Genomic DNA, 14,304 nt, shown 5'->3' on the forward strand with positions numbered 1-14,304 from the left:
CTCCGTTTAGCGGACCCAGCGCACGTCCGTCAGGTCGTTGGCGGGGATCGGTTCATTGCGCCAGAGGCCTTGCAGATCGGCGTTCCAAAGGCCGAGCTTTGGCATGACGAAGAGAAACAGCGCGGGCAGATCGCGCGCCAGGATCTCCTGCGCCGTGCCGTAGAGCGCGAGGCGGGCCTTGTCGTCCATCGTGCGCTCGGCCTCGTGGATGACCTTGCTGAACTCCGGGCTGGCATAGCCGAAATAATAATCGGGCCGGGCGTAGATGCCGATGTCCAGCGGCTCGGCATGGGCGACGATCGTCATGTCGAAGTCGTGGCCCTTCAGCACCTGATCCACCCAGACGGCGGGAAATTCGGTGGGCACGATGCGAAGCGTGACGCCGATCTCGGCGAAGAAGGCCTGGAGGATTTCGGACGAGCGGGTGGCATAGCTCATCTGCGGCATGCGGATGGAAAGCTCGAACCCTTGGGGATAGCCGGCCTCGGCCAGAAGCACCTTGGCACCGGCGGGGTCGTAGGGCACTTCCGCCGACAGATCGCGATAGCCCGGATCGTTCGGTGTGTAATGGCTGCCGATCGGCGTGCCGAAGCCGCCCCAGGCGCCGTCGATCAGCGTCTTGCGATCCACCGCCATCATCAGAGCGCGCCGCACGCGCGCGTCGTTTAAGGGCGTGCGCCGGTTGTTGAGCCCGGCCACGACCTTCAGCTCCGTATTGCCCACGGCCTGTGTGAATTTCGGGTCGTCCTTGAAGCCGTCGTAAAGTTCCGGCGCGCCGAACTCGGGAAAGGCGTCGACATCGCCCGCGCGCAGCGCCGCCGCCTGCGCGCTCGGGTCGCTGATGAAGCGGAAGGTGGCGCTCGCCAGGGCGGGCCGGTCCTCGCTGTTCCAATAGGCGTCGAAGCGCTCCAGCCGCAACCGGTCGCCCGGGCGCCACTCGGCGAAGCGGAACGGGCCGGTGCCCACGGGCTTGGTCCGGTTTGTCTCCGCGCTGCCGGGTTCCACCATCACGGAGGACGGCCAGCCCAGCCAGTAGAGAAGATTGCCCGAGGGCTCTGCGAGCGTCACAACCAGCGTGGTCGGGTCGGGCGTTTCCACCCGTTCGATCACCGAGAAGAACGCCTTTTGGGGATTGGTCGAGCCTTCGCCACGCGCTCGGTCGAGCGAGAACTTCGCGGTGCCCGAATCGAAGGCCGCGCCGTTTTGGAAGCGCACGTTCGCCCGCAGCTTGAAGGTCAGCGTCCGTTGGTCCTCGCTCATGGTCCAGCTCGTGGCGAGCTGCGGCAGCACCTTGCCGGTCTCGTCGATCCGCGTCAGCCCTTCGAAGACGTTTTGCCAGACGACCTGGCCGATCGCCACCGGCGCGGCCACGGTCGGATCGAGGCCGGCGGGCTCGATGCCCATTCCAATGGTCACGTCGTCGCGTGGCGCGGCACTCGCCAGCCCGCCCGCGCCAAGTATGAGCGCGGCGGCGAGGAGGGCAGGCCGGAAGATCGGACGGCGCAGAGACATGAGGCGAGTTTCCCTCGTCTGAAAACGGACCACGAGGCCGCAGGCGGGGGCCCCGGCTTGGGCGTGCAACGCAACACAAACCGGCACGAAAGTCGAGCCGCGCGCCAGTTTAGAAACATGATAATCTAAGTCAGCTTTATTGACGAGGTGAGGCCGGGCGAGCTAGTCCAACCGCAGTTGAAACTCTGCGATCAACTTCGCGCATAACCCAGGCGCGAAGTCACGACGAGCGGGAGCCTTATGACATCAGCTCTTCTGGCGCGACTTTCCCTGCCCCTGGACGATCCGCACTGGTTCTGGGCGCAACTGTCCCGCCGCCTGCAGGACGACGTGCCGGAAACCTTCGATCCCGAAGGCGAGACCCTGTTGCCGGTCTACGGCTCGCTGGCCCGCATCCGCTTCGCGGACCGAGGCGTGACCATCGCGTTGGAGGGTGATGACGCTGCCCAGCACGGCGTCGCCAAGGGCATCGTCTCCTACTACATGCAGGCGGTGTTCGGCGCGGACTGCCCGCCGCTGGAATGGACAGGCGACGGCGCCGGCATGACGGAGCTGCCGCATTTTCGCGAGCTCCGCGTCGTCTCGGCCGAGAATATCTCCCCCAGCATGCGCCGCGTTCATCTGGCGGGCGAGAAGCTGGAGCGCTTCGCCAGCGGTGGGCTGCATGTGCGCCTCCTGCTTCCGCCCGAAGGCCGCGAACCGGTCTGGCCGAAGGCCGGCCCTGCCGCGCTGCCGATCTGGCCCGAGGGCGAGGATGCGTTGAAGACCCGCGTCTACACCGTTCGCAGCGTCGATCCCGCTGCGGGGCGTCTGGCGGTGGATGTCGTGCTGCACGATCCGCCGGGCGTCGGCTGCCGCTGGTCGCGCCTCGTGCAGCCGGGCGACCGGGTCGGGATGCTCGGCCCCGGCGGCGGGGATATTCCGCCGTCAGACTGGGTGCTGGTGCTCGGCGACGAAAGCGCGCTGCCCGCCATCGCCCGCTCGCTGGAAGAGATGCCGATCGAGGCGCGGGGGGAGGTGTTCATCGAGGTGGACGGCCCGTCCGACGAGCTGGCGCTCCAGAAGCCCGACGGCATCCGGCTTCATTGGCTGCATCGCACGGGCCGCCCGGCGGGCACGACCACGCTTCTGGTCGACGCGGCACGCGCCGTCACCTGGCCGGGTGGGCCGAATGTCTTCGTTTGGGCGGGGTCCGAGTTCAACTCCTTCAAGGACATCCGGCGCTTCTGCCGCAAGGAGCGCGGCCTGAAGCGCAACCAGCATCTCGTCGTCGCCTATTGGCGTCGCGGCCTGACGCAGGACGCCGAAAGCGAAGACACGCAGGAGAGCTGACGCGCCGATCGCGCGCTGGCCAAAAGACGCTTGTGGTCGGTCGGGGCAGGAGCTGTCGGGAAAGTGCGCTCGCCCGAAAGCCGCCGGCAATAGGCTTTGCGCTTCAAGACGTTGACAGGCGAAGTCCTGATTTCTACAGCCCGGTACGGGATGATTGCGCCTCCGGCGCCCATGTCGCCGAATGGCCCATCCATCCCCGATCATGCCGAAAGGACGAAGGCCGATGTTGTCGCGCTTCTTCAGCTATTACGCGCCCTGGCGCGGGCTGTTCATTCTCGATTTCTCCTGCGCGGTGCTGGCCGGCCTACTCGAACTCGGCTTTCCCGTCGCCGTGAAGGTTTTCGTCGACACGCTTCTGCCGAGCGGGCAGTGGGGCCTCATCGTCCTCGCCTCGCTGGGGCTTCTCGTGATCTATGTCCTCAACACCGGTCTCAACGCGATCGTGACCTATTGGGGGCACATGCTCGGGATCAACATCGAGACGGAGATGCGGGCCAAGGCCTTCGACCATCTGCAGAAACTTTCCTTCTCTTTCTTCGACAACCAGAAGACCGGCCATCTCGTCGGCAGGCTGACCAAGGACTTAGAGGAGATCGGCGAAGTCGCCCATCACGGGCCGGAGGATCTCTTCATCGCCGTCATGACCTTCGTCGGCGCCTTCCTGCTCATGCTCTGGGTGCATCCGCAGTTGGCTCTGATCACCGCCGTGATCGTGCCGATCGGCACCTGGGCGACGACCCATTACGGCGCGCGGATGACCCGCACTTGGCAGTCCATCTACATGAGCGTCGGCGACTTCAACGCCCGCATCGAGGAGAATGTCGGCGGCATTCGGGTGGTGAAGAGCTTCGCCAACGAGGCGCACGAGCGCTCGCTCTTCGCGGTCAACAATCAGGGATATCGCGCGCGCAAGCTCGATGCCTATCGCATCATGGCGGTCAGCCAGTCGCTGAACTACCTCTCGATGCGCCTGACGCAGATCGTCGTGATGGTGGCAGGCACCTGGTACGTCATCTCGGGCGATCTGTCCTATGGCGGCTTCGTCGGCTTCCTGCTGCTCGTGAACGTCTTCTTCCGCCCGGTGGAGAAGATCGCGGCCGTTCTGGAGTCCTATCCCAAGGGCATCGCGGGCTTTCGCCGCTATCTCGATTTCATCGACACGCAGCCCGACATCGCTGACGCGGCGGATGCCGTGCCCCTGCCGGCCGGCCCGGGCGCGGTGGAGTTCCGCAAGGTCGAATTCGGCTATCCCTCGCGCGGCGCTGTCCTGAAAGGCATCGATCTCAGCATTCGGCCGGGCGAGACGGTGGCCTTCGTCGGCCCCTCGGGCGCCGGCAAGACGACGATCTGCTCGCTCGTGCCCCGTTTCTACGACGTGTCCGCCGGCGCCATCCTGATCGACGGTCTGGACGTGCGCCAAACCACGCTGGATTCGCTGCGCCGGCGCGTCGGCGTCGTCAGCCAGGACGTGTTCCTGTTCGGCGGCACGGTGCGGGAGAACATCGCCTATGGCCGGCTCGGAGCCTCGGAGGAGGACATCGCGCGGGCCGTGGAGCGCGCCCATCTCGGCGACACGATCGCCGCCCTGCCACAGGGACTGGATACGGTGGTCGGCGAGCGCGGCGTCAAACTCTCCGGCGGCCAGAAGCAGCGCCTGTCAATCGCGCGCATGTTCCTGAAGAACCCGGACATTCTGATCCTGGACGAGGCGACCTCGGCGCTCGACACCGAGACCGAGCGCATGATCCAGGCCTCGCTCGGTGAACTGGCAGAAGGGCGCACGACAATGGTGATCGCCCATCGCCTGTCCACCATCCGCCATGCCGACCGGATCGTCGTCGTCTCCGACGGGCGCATTCTGGAGGAGGGGAGCCACGCGGCGCTGCTGGAGCGAAAGGGAGCCTATGCCAGGCTCGTGGAAGCGCAGAACGGCATTTTCAACGACGAGCGCGAAGCTGCCGAATGAAGGTCGGCTTGCGACGCTGGGGCAAGTCCTAAGCCGCCAGAGTGCAGACCGGCGGGGCGTCCATCGATGCGCCCGCTTGCGCGACGTCCGACGCTGTCGCCACGCGGTTTCGGCCGAGCTCCTTGGCGAGGTAGAGCGCTTTGTCCGCCTGGGCGAACAGGGCCGTCCGACTGGCCGTACCCGCACCATCGGAAATCGCGAGGCCGACGCTGGTCGAGACGATGATTGTTTCGCCCTTCCAGCGGATCTGCTGCGTGGACAAAGCCAATCTGATTTCCTCCGCTAGACGGAGCGCATGCTCCGTCCGACCGGGCGGAATGTAGAGAACGAACTCCTCTCCGCCGATCCGGGCCGGGATTTCGCCTTCGCCGACGAAGCGCTCTAACAGCCGGGCGAACGTGATCAGCACATGATCGCCGGCGGGATGCCCGTAGCGGTCATTGATCTGCTTGAACAGGTCAAGGTCGAACAGGGCGAGCGCCCCACCCGCCGGAATGGTGGAGGGAACCAGAACCCGGAACCCCTGCCGGTTCAGGGTGCCGGTCAGAGCGTCGGTCAGGGACGAGCGCCGATAGAGTTCCTCGCGGCGCTCACGCACGAAGGACACGACCAGGGCGGCGATAGCGAAGTTCAGCATCATCGTCGCGGCGAAGACGATGGAAATCGTGTCGGGCGTGGCGAGGCCCAGCGCGAGCAGGGGCATCTGACCGCCATACAAGGCGGCGCAGGTCAGGAAGGAAGCCGCCAGCGGCATTCGAGACGGCAAGGGTTCACTGCGGCGGTTGGTGAGAAGTCCCAGGCCGGCGAAGAGCGAGCCGGCGGCGGACGTGCCGTGAAAGATCAGGGCTCGGAACACGTCGTCCGCAAAAACGGAGGTCAGGAGGCCGACGCCCAGCATGAGAGGCGTGAGAAGGAAAGCCCAGCAAAGGGCGCCGACGCGCCGGTCGAGCCGCCGCGTTCCCAGGCAAAGGAGCGTGTAGGCGCAGACGCCGAGGGCAATGCTCGTGTCGCGCCAAAGGGTGGGGGGAATGAGATTGTGTTCGCCCAGCCCCGCTAGCAGGGCACCGATGGCGAGCGTGGCGAAGGCGGAGGCGATCATCGCCACGGCGGGAGGCCGATCCACCCGAAACCAGAGCAGAAGCAGCGTTCCGCTTCCCGCCAGCAGCGAGGTTTTGTGGAGGAGGATCACGGTCCCAAGGTCAAGCGATGTCAAAACGGCCCCGTCGCAATAGGACGTATGCGACCGACGGCAAGACCCGGGCTCGCATCAAGATGAGCGAGATATGATCGTTGTCTCCCTAAGAAAGCCCTAAGCGGCATAAACCGGAGATTGCGGCTGCGCCGAAAAGGCGAATGACGGCGCTGCAGAGCGCAGCCGCCGTCGCCTCCACAGTCTGTCCCTGGAGACCTTTCATGTCGCCGCGAAAGGAATTGGGATGGCCTCCGCCAGAGAGACGGAGACCACGCACTCAGAAGTTGAAGTGCGCCTTCAAGAGGCCCGAACGGCCTTCAGCATAGCCGCAGCTGGCGGAGGTTTGGCAGCCGGAGACGTATTTCTTGTCGAAGACGTTATTCACGTTCAGCGACAGGCCCCAATTCTCGCGGTCGTATCGCACGGCGGCGTCGAAGACAGTGGCGTCCGGCACTTTCAGCGTGTTGGCGTTGTCGGCGTAACTGTCGCCCTGGTAGCGGATGCCGCCGCCGAGCGAGAGTCCGTCGAGCTGGCCGCCCTTCACCGTGTAGTCGAGCCAGAGCGAGGCAAGGACTTCGGGGATGAGATAGGGGCGCTTGCCGATGACGGCCGAATCCGCATCGTCCTCGATCGTCAGATCGTAGGCGGTGAAGGCGCCGGTGACGCGCCAGTTCTGGTCGAGATTGACCTTGGCTTCCAGCTCGACGCCGCGCGAATTGATCTCGCCCACCGTCCGGGGCGTGAAGAGCGGGGCGACGGACTGGAGCGTGTTGCGGCGGGTCAGGTCGAAGAGCGAGGCGGTAAACACGCCGTCGATAAAGGTCGGGGCGTATTTGATGCCGACTTCGTACTGCTCGCCTTCCTCCGGCACCACGCCTTGGCCGCTGGCGTCCGTGCCGATCTGCGGGTTGAAGAAGCGCGAGGCGCTGACATAGGGCACGAGGCCGTTGGCGAACTCGTAGGCGAGACCGGCTCGGCCGCTGAGCGCGCCGTCGCGGTTGTCATAGTCCGAGTTGAAGCTCGAACGGTCGTCGCGGTCGATCCAGACGCCATCGTAACGTCCGTTCAGCGTCAGGATGAAACCGTCGCCGAACTTGGCCTGCTCCTGCGCGTAGACGCCGAGCTGGTTGAGATCGATGGTCTCGTTGAGATAGGGCGCGTAAAGCGCCGCCAGCTGGTTGGTATAGACCGGGTTGGTGGGGCTCAGCGGCGGCGCGGCGCCGACCGCCTGCACTTGGTCGATGCGGAAGAACTTATAGTCGATGCCGGCGAGCAGCGTGTGGTCGATCGCGCCCGTCGCGAATTCGAAGCTCGCGCGGTTGTCTGTCGTGAACGTGTCCACTTGCGTGTCGTGCGCGAAGTTCAGACGGTTCAGGAGATAGCTCGGGCCGATCGGCTTCTCGAAGCCGCCGAAGCCGGACGCGCTGTCGTACCATCCGAAGAAGTACGGGCCGTATTCGTTGCGCTGGGCGTGGCCGTAGCGCGTGTTCGACGTGAGCGTGACGCCGTCCTCGGTCTTGTGCTCGAACTCGTAGCCGAAAAGCACCTGGCGGTTCAGGAACTTGTCGAGATCGGGCTCGGAATAGAAGAGATGCTCGCTGATCCGGCCGAACGGCGCGGGCACGACGCTGCCGTAATAGGGCAGAAACCCGTTGACGTGGTTCTGGTCGTCATACTGGTAGTTGAGGTAAAGGTTCAGCCGCGTGTCGGCATCCGGCGCATAGGTGAGGTTCGGCGCGATCAGGCCGCGGAAGTTCTCGGCATAGTCCGTGTCGGTGTCGCCGCCCTTCACCTTGCCGAGCAGGCGATAGCTCCAGGCGCCATCGGCGCTCAGCTTGTCCGCGAGATCGAAGGCGACATAGCCGTTCGGATCGTTGTCGACGCCCGCTTCGAGGTAGCGGATGCGGTCACCCGTGGCGCGCTTGGATACGGAGTTGACGAGCCCGCCCGGATTGCTGCCGCCGTAGAGAACCGAGGCCGGCCCGCGCAGCACCTCGATCCGTTCCAGAAGGAACGGGTCGATGATGAAGCCGCCGAAGGCATAGGAATAAAGGTTCATCCCGTCGAGATAAACGCCGGTCTGCGTGGCGTTGAAGCCGCGAATGTAGATCCAATCCGTGTCGGTGTCCTTGCCGAAGGGCTGGGAGAAGACGCCGGGCGTATAGCGCAGGGCCTCGTCCACCTTCTGCACGCCGCGATCTGCGAGCTCTTCCTGGCCGAGCACGGAAACCGACTGCGGCACCTCGATCAGCGGCGTGTCGCTCTTCGATCCCGTCGCGGTCTCCTTGGCGACATAGCCGTTCACCGGGCCTGTCGCCGCGCTCGAGCCGCTGCCCGTTCCGCCGCCGCTACCCTCGACGGTCACGGTGTCGAGCACGACCGTATCCTGCGCAAGTGCTGAGGCTGGCAGATGAAACAGCGCGCAGCCGATCAGGAGCGCGCGGCGAAGAGGAAGCGGGGAACGCATGATGGACTCCGATGAAACTCGGAATTCTGCTTAGCGCGCTCAACATGATAGTTGGAGTCATGTTTTGCGCGCGACTTTTCTTCCCGCCTCCGATGTGACGAAATCAGCACGCGATTTCGAGCCGTTCCAAACTGTGATCGCGCCGGGCCGTTTTGATTCGGTTCGGCCCGCCGGGCATGATGCGAGGGTGGGCGAGGGACGGCGATGTCTAATCGGTTCGATCGCGACCCGCGCCGGGAGCGCGGCTAACCCAAACCGATTTTTGTGCCCTGCGAGCCGTTTTTCACGGTTTTCGTCATGGATCGGCAAGGTCAATCGCGCTAGTGCCTGCCCAGACCATGCGGTCCCCTATTCGGAGCGAAAGGTATTCCATGACGCAGCCCAAACGCATCGCCGTCACCGGCGCGGCCGGCCAGATCTGCTACTCCCTGCTGTTCCGCATCGCCAATGGCGACGTCTACGGCAAGGACACGCCCGTCGTGCTTCAGCTCCTCGACCTGCCCCAGGCCCAGAAGGCCGTGCAGGGCGTCGTCATGGAACTTGAGGACTGCGCCTTCCCGCTCCTGCAGGACGTCGTGATCACCGACGATCCGACCACCGCCTTCCGCGACATCGATGCCGGCTTCTTCGTCGGCTCGCGTCCGCGCACGCAGGGCATGGAGCGCCGCGATCTCCTGTCGGCCAATGCCGAAATTTTCCGCACGCAGGGCCGCGCTCTGAACGAGGCGGCCAAGCGCGACGCGAAGGTGATCGTGGTCGGCAACCCGGCCAACACCAACGCCATGATCCTGGCCGCCAACGCCAAGGATTTCCCGACCGAGAACGTCACGGCCATGCTGCGGCTCGACCACAACCGCGCCCTGACGCAGTTCGCCAAGAAGGCGGGCGTCTCGGTCGACGCGATCGAGAAGTTCGTGGTCTGGGGCAACCATTCGCCCACCATGTTCGCCGACTGGTCGAACGCCACCGCCAACGGCCAGCCGCTCGCGCAGGTGATCGGTGACGAGGCCTGGTACAAGGAAACGCTGATCCCGACCGTCGCCAAGCGCGGCACGGCGATCATCGAAGCGCGCGGCGCTTCCTCGGCGGCCTCTGCCGCCAACGCCGCGATCGACCACATGCGCGACTGGATCTCCGGTTCGGACGGCGACTGGGTCTCGATGGGCATCTCGTCCGACGGCTCCTACGGCATTCCCGAGGGCATCATGGCCGGCGTGCCGGTGATCTGCTCGAACGGTTCCTACGAGCGCGTCCAGGGCCTCAAGGTCGAGGGCTTCGCCCGCGAGATGCTCGATCGCACCGTGGCCGAGCTGGTGGAAGAGCGCGAGGCTGTGTCCGCGCTGCTCTAAACCGACCCGCCTTTTAAAGATGCCGAGGGCGCCCCGCCGAGCAGGGCGCCCTTTTTCGTGACGGGTTTGGATACGAAGCATTAAGCATGGGCTGCGAGAGTCGCGGCCAAGACCCACTGCCTTCGGACATGTCATGCCGTCCAGCCGCTTCGTTCTGACCTCCCTGGCGCTGGGAACCCTGGCCGTCGTGGGCGGCTGCGCCAGCGTGCCCCGCATGAGCTCGGAGGAATGCCTCGCCCGCGCGATGTATTTCGAGAGCAACCGTTCCAGCGAGGAGGGGATGCTCGCGGTCGGAACGGTGGTGATGAACCGACTGGAATCGGGACGCTATCCCAAGTCCGTCTGCGGCGTGGTCGGCCAGCCCAACCAGTTCGCGCCGGGCGTCCTGTCCAAGTCCATGGGCAAGGGGCGGGACCTCGCCGCCAAGACGGCGCGCCGCGTGCTACGCGGCGAGCGCCATCCCCGGGTGGAAAAGGCCATGTTCTTCCACACGGCCGGCTATTCCTATCCCTATTCCAACATGCAGTACCTCACCATCCAGGGCGGGAACGCCTTTTACGACAAGCGACGCGGCGCCACCGTGACGCAGCGCATGGTGGCGGAACGCGAGGAGGCCGAGCGGGCCGGGCGCTTGCCGTTCAACCCGCCCCAGCGCTCGGAAGCCGCCGCCCAGGCCGTACAGACCCCGGCTCCCGCCATTATGCGCACGCCCGTGCAGTCGAGCCGCATCGCGCGCCAGATGACCGGAGGGAAGGCTCCCAGCCTGCCGCCTCCGCCCGGCCGTCCGGCCGGGCTGGATTCGATGTCGATCGAGGACCTGATCCAGGAGAACGGCGGCTGACGGTTTACTCCGGGAAGTCGGCGGATAGGCTCTCGCTCTTCAGGCCTTCGATCTCGGCCAAACGCTCGCGCAGCTTCGCGGTGACGCCGTCATAGGCGATGCGCCCGAGCACGAGATGACGCGGCGGGTTTTCCATCTCTGTCACGCGGATCATCGCCTCGCCCGCGCGCACCGGATCGCCCGCCTGCTTGCCGCTGATGTCAGCCGTTCCCTTCAGCCGCACGCCAGCGGTCGGTGCATAGGCCTCGATCCGGTTCGGCGTCTGGCGAAGCGAGCGGCCCGCCCAGTCGGTGCGGAACGGGCCTGGAGCGACGCAGGTGACGTGAAGCCCGAGCGGCTTCACTTCGGCCAGCAGCGCGTCGGAGAAACCCTCCACGGCGTGTTTCGTCGCGGCATAGTAGCCCGAGCCGGGAAAGCCGACGAAGCCGGCCTGCGAGGTGAGGTTCAGAATATGGCCCTTGCCCTGGGCGCGCATGATCGGCAGCACGGCGCGGGTCATGGCGAAGAGGCCGAAGACATTGGCGTCGAACTGGTCGCGGATCTCGTTCTCGTCGCCTTCCTCGATTGCGGCCTGGTAGCCGTAGCCGGCATTGTTGACGAGCACGTCGATCCGGCCGAAGCGCGCGTCGGCTTGCCGGACCGCCGCGTCGATCTCGGGCTGCTCGGTCACGTCGAGCGAGACGGCGAGGGCTCGGTCCTCGTGGCCCGCCACCAGATCGTCGAGGCGCGATTTGTCGCGGGCGGTGACGACGGCCCGCCAGCCGCGCTCCAGAACCAGCTTGGCGAGGTCGTGTCCGAAGCCGGTGGAGCAGCCTGTGATGAACCAGACGGGCGTTTCTTGCGATGACATCGAGAAGTCCTTCTGCGGGTGGGCGAGCCTGTCGACGGTGTCCGACATACGCTATGGCTCCCTGCCCATCGTCCGGCTTAACTGGAACGAAACCAAGATGGGACCACCCTCCGGACCTATCGCGCCCCCTCGGCCACCGGGGTGCGGACCTTTTTTCGACGCGCGCCCTCGCAGCGCTTCTCAGGCATCGGACTGTTCCTCGTGTCGCTTTCCTTCCTCGCCTCGCGCTCGCGCGTCTCGTCCCGCATCCTCGCCGCGTTTCTGGCCCTCGGGCTGGCGGGTTGCCAGAGCGTCGACCTGTCGCGAAACGATCTGGCGGCGGGGCTGGCCTCGGGGACCAAGGCGCCGGCCTTTTCCGTTTCGAATGGCGAGATCGTGCCGGTGCGGGCGAGCGCGGCGATCGTGGTGGATGCCGATTCGGGGAACGTTCTTTATAGCGAGGACCCGGACGGGCTGCGCCATCCCGCCTCGCTGTCCAAGCTCCTGACGCTCTACCTCCTGTTCGAGGCGATCGACGGCAAGCGGGTGACGCTCGACACCGAGCTTGTCGTGTCCACCAACGCCGCCTCCAAGCCGCCTTCCAAGCTCGGCCTGCGGCCGGGCTCGACCATCCGCGTGCGCGACGCGATGTATGCCTTGGCGGTGAAGTCGGCCAACGACGTGGCGACGGTGGTTGCCGAAAATCTCGCCAACGGCTCCGAGGAAGCCTTCGCGCGGCAGATGAACTTGACCGCGCGCAAGCTCGGCATGAACCGCTCCAACTTCGTCACGCCCTCCGGCCTGCCGGATGATCTGCAGATCACCACGGCGCGCGACATGGCTGTGCTGGCGATCCAGATCCGCAGGCGCTTTCCCGGCTTCGTGCCGCTCTTCTCGACGGAGAGCTTCGACTATGCGGGCCGGCACTATGTCTCGACCAACAAGTTGCTCGGCCGCGTGCCGGGCGTGGACGGGATGAAGACCGGTTTCGTCAACGCCTCGGGCTTCAACCTCGTCGCTTCGGCGCGCCGCAACGGGCGCGGCGTCATCGTGGTGGTGATCGGCGGGCAGACGGGCCGGGCGCGAGACGCGCGGGTCGAGCAGTTGATCGACACCTATCTCGGCCCGGCCACGTAACGGCTGGGATCAGACGGTGCGCAGCATGCCGCCATCCACGAAATAGGTGGAACCGACGCTGTAGCTCGCCTTGTCCGAGCAGAGAAACACGAAGAAGTTGGCGAGTTCCTCCGGCGAGCCGAAGCGCTTGATCGCGGCGTGCTCGTCGGCGACGCCCTGGAGATAGCCCTCCCAGTCGCCGCCCGTGCCTTCCGTTAGCTGGCGGGCGGTCTTCTTCCAGTCGGGCGTCAGGATCAGGCCGGGATTGATGCAGTTGACCCGGATGTTGTCGGGGATCAGCTCAGTCGCCAGGCATTTGGAGAACATCATCAAGGCGGCCTTGGTGACGTTGTAGATCGGCTCGTACCAGAGCGGCTGGACGGCGCAGATCGAGGCATTGTGCAGGATCACCCCGCCGCCGCGCCGCTTCATCTGCGGCGCGAGACCCCGCGCCAGCCGCACGGCGGCCATGACATGCAGGTCCCAATAGCTCTGCCACTTCTCGTCCGGCGCCTCCATCACCGTCTCGTTGGAGCCGGTGCCGGCATTGTTGACGAGGATGTCGGCGCCGCCGAAGCGCGACTCGGCCGCCTCGATCACCGCCGCCGTTCCCTCCGGTGTCGCCACGTCCGCCGCCACCCCGACGGCTGTCACGCCGTATCGCGAGGCGAGGCGGGCGGCCTCTCCTTCCACCCGTTCGGCGCCGCGCGCTACGAGCACGAGATGCACGCCCTCGGCCGCCAGAGCTTCCGCCACCGCCAGCCCGATGCCCACCGAACCGCCCGTCACCACGGCGACCTTGCCGCCAAGACCCATGTCCATTCCGCGTCTTCCTCCCGAAGGCCGACTCTTTGGCCGGCCGGGAGGGAGTGTGGCGCGTGGGGCCGGCTCTGGCTAGCGCCGGATCAGTCGGAATAGCGCTCCTCGGCCCAGGGATCGCCGCGATTGTGATAGCCACGCACCTCCCAAAAGCCGGGCTGGTCGCGCGTGCGAAACTCGATGCCACGCAGCCATTTCGCGCTTTTCCAGAAATAGAGATGGGGCACCATCAGCCGCATCGGGCCGCCATGCTCGGGCGTCAGGGGCCGGCCCTCCCAGCTGTGAACGAGCATCGCGTCGTCAGCGGCGAAGTCCTCCAGCGCGAGATTGGTCGTGTAGCCGTCATAGGACGAGAGGACGACGAAGGCGGCGTCCGCGCGAGGCTGAACCAGCGCGAGGAGATCGCGCGTCGAGACCCCTTTCCAATGGTTGTCGTAGCGCGACCAAGTGGTGACGCAGTGAATGTCCGTCACCTCCTCGCTCTGCGGCTGCGCCTGGAAGGCCGACCAGTCGAAGCTCTGCGGGTGCTCCACCGCGCCTTTGACGTCGAGCCGCCACTGGCTTTCGCGGATCTCCGGCAGCAGGCCGAGATCGAGCACCGGCCAGTTTTTCACGAGATGCTGGCCCGGGGGCAGTCGCTCCTTGTCCAGCCGGCCATGGCGGCCGGTGAGGAAGCGGCCTTCGCGGGCCCAGCTTTTCTTGGTGCGGGTGAGCTTGGTGTCGGGATGGGCGGGATCGGTCGGGTCCGTCATGGCTCCAAATCTCCTGTTCGGCCCAGACGTGGCGATTTTCCGCTGTTAGGCAAGGGCCGAGGGACACGGCGCTTCGGTTACGAAGAGGCGTTTTCCGCCGGCCCGCTTGATCTTGGGAGGTGCGCTCGC

Annotated in this window: 11 protein-coding genes; 5 read left to right on the top strand and 6 right to left on the bottom strand. The window is 65.8% G+C overall.

All coding sequences use genetic code 11. From position 1 onward, the window contains the following. Nucleotides 1-6 precede the first annotated feature (6 nt). Nucleotides 7-1,512: an ABC transporter substrate-binding protein gene (locus tag M673_RS08860; RefSeq protein ID WP_061975434.1), complete on the bottom strand. Its 1,506-nt coding sequence runs from the start codon at nt 1,510-1,512 to the stop codon at nt 7-9. Nucleotides 1,513-1,752: 240 nt separating this feature from the next. Here M673_RS08860 and M673_RS08865 point away from each other — a divergent pair, with 240 nt between their 5' ends. Continuing rightward, a complete protein-coding gene (locus tag M673_RS08865; RefSeq protein WP_061975436.1) occupies nt 1,753-2,844 on the top strand; it encodes a siderophore-interacting protein in 1,092 nt (363 codons plus the stop codon). Nucleotides 2,845-3,067: 223 nt separating this feature from the next. After that, nucleotides 3,068-4,810, top strand: a complete 1,743-nt coding sequence (locus M673_RS08870) for an ABC transporter ATP-binding protein (protein WP_061975439.1) — start codon at nt 3,068-3,070, stop codon at nt 4,808-4,810. A 28-nt stretch (nt 4,811-4,838) separates the two neighbouring features. Here M673_RS08870 and M673_RS08875 read toward each other — a convergent pair whose 3' ends face one another. Together M673_RS08875 and M673_RS08880 are read right to left on the bottom strand one after the other, a co-directional pair. Then, the gene (locus tag M673_RS08875) at nt 4,839-6,023 is read right to left on the bottom strand and encodes a GGDEF domain-containing protein (protein ID WP_148640004.1); all 1,185 of its coding nucleotides are present in this window, start codon (nt 6,021-6,023) and stop codon (nt 4,839-4,841) included. Nucleotides 6,024-6,279: 256 nt separating this feature from the next. After that, nucleotides 6,280-8,469 (bottom strand): TonB-dependent siderophore receptor, encoded by a 2,190-nt coding sequence (locus M673_RS08880; RefSeq protein WP_061975443.1) that lies wholly within the window; start codon nt 8,467-8,469, stop codon nt 6,280-6,282. A gap of 371 nt (nt 8,470-8,840) precedes the next feature. On the opposite strand from M673_RS08880, the gene M673_RS08885 reads away from it, so the two are divergent. Beyond that, the gene (locus tag M673_RS08885; protein WP_061975445.1) at nt 8,841-9,818 is read left to right on the top strand and encodes a malate dehydrogenase; all 978 of its coding nucleotides are present in this window, start codon (nt 8,841-8,843) and stop codon (nt 9,816-9,818) included. Between the two features lie 133 nt (nt 9,819-9,951). After that, nucleotides 9,952-10,659 (top strand): cell wall hydrolase, encoded by a 708-nt coding sequence (locus M673_RS25155; protein ID WP_306302805.1) that lies wholly within the window; start codon nt 9,952-9,954, stop codon nt 10,657-10,659. 4 nt (nt 10,660-10,663) lie between these two features. On the opposite strand, the gene M673_RS08895 is transcribed toward M673_RS25155, so the two are convergent. After that, nucleotides 10,664-11,509 (bottom strand): oxidoreductase, encoded by an 846-nt coding sequence (locus M673_RS08895; RefSeq protein WP_061977752.1) that lies wholly within the window; start codon nt 11,507-11,509, stop codon nt 10,664-10,666. A gap of 201 nt (nt 11,510-11,710) precedes the next feature. Between M673_RS08895 and M673_RS08900 the strand changes: the two genes are divergently transcribed. Further along, entirely contained in the window at nt 11,711-12,625 is a 915-nt protein-coding gene (locus M673_RS08900; RefSeq protein WP_061977753.1) for a D-alanyl-D-alanine carboxypeptidase family protein, read from the top strand. Between the two features lie 9 nt (nt 12,626-12,634). Here the strand turns inward: M673_RS08900 and M673_RS08905 are convergent, their stop codons facing one another. Both M673_RS08905 and M673_RS08910 read right to left on the bottom strand, forming a co-directional pair. Beyond that, entirely contained in the window at nt 12,635-13,426 is a 792-nt protein-coding gene (locus M673_RS08905) for an SDR family NAD(P)-dependent oxidoreductase (protein ID WP_061975447.1), read from the bottom strand. 83 nt (nt 13,427-13,509) lie between these two features. Next, entirely contained in the window at nt 13,510-14,175 is a 666-nt protein-coding gene (locus M673_RS08910; RefSeq protein ID WP_061975450.1) for a sulfite oxidase-like oxidoreductase, read from the bottom strand. Between the last annotated feature and the right edge of the window lie 129 nt (nt 14,176-14,304).

Origin of the sequence: Aureimonas sp. AU20 (genome assembly GCF_001442755.1) — a bacterium.
Classification (GTDB): domain Bacteria; phylum Pseudomonadota; class Alphaproteobacteria; order Rhizobiales; family Rhizobiaceae; genus Aureimonas.

Bases quoted from the DNA above. Each gene is read 5' to 3' on its own strand.
- M673_RS08860 (WP_061975434.1), bottom strand. From the start codon at position 1,512: ATGTCTCTGCGCCGTCCGATCTTCCGGCCTGCCCTCCTCGCCGCCGCG.
- M673_RS08865 (WP_061975436.1), top strand. From the start codon at position 1,753: ATGACATCAGCTCTTCTGGCGCGACTTTCCCTGCCCCTGGACGATCCG.
- M673_RS08870 (WP_061975439.1), top strand. From the start codon at position 3,068: ATGTTGTCGCGCTTCTTCAGCTATTACGCGCCCTGGCGCGGGCTGTTC.
- M673_RS08880 (WP_061975443.1), bottom strand. From the start codon at position 8,469: ATGCGTTCCCCGCTTCCTCTTCGCCGCGCGCTCCTGATCGGCTGCGCG.
- M673_RS08885 (WP_061975445.1), top strand. From the start codon at position 8,841: ATGACGCAGCCCAAACGCATCGCCGTCACCGGCGCGGCCGGCCAGATC.
- M673_RS25155 (WP_306302805.1), top strand. From the start codon at position 9,952: ATGCCGTCCAGCCGCTTCGTTCTGACCTCCCTGGCGCTGGGAACCCTG.
- M673_RS08895 (WP_061977752.1), bottom strand. From the start codon at position 11,509: ATGTCATCGCAAGAAACGCCCGTCTGGTTCATCACAGGCTGCTCCACC.
- M673_RS08905 (WP_061975447.1), bottom strand. From the start codon at position 13,426: ATGGACATGGGTCTTGGCGGCAAGGTCGCCGTGGTGACGGGCGGTTCG.
- M673_RS08910 (WP_061975450.1), bottom strand. From the start codon at position 14,175: ATGACGGACCCGACCGATCCCGCCCATCCCGACACCAAGCTCACCCGC.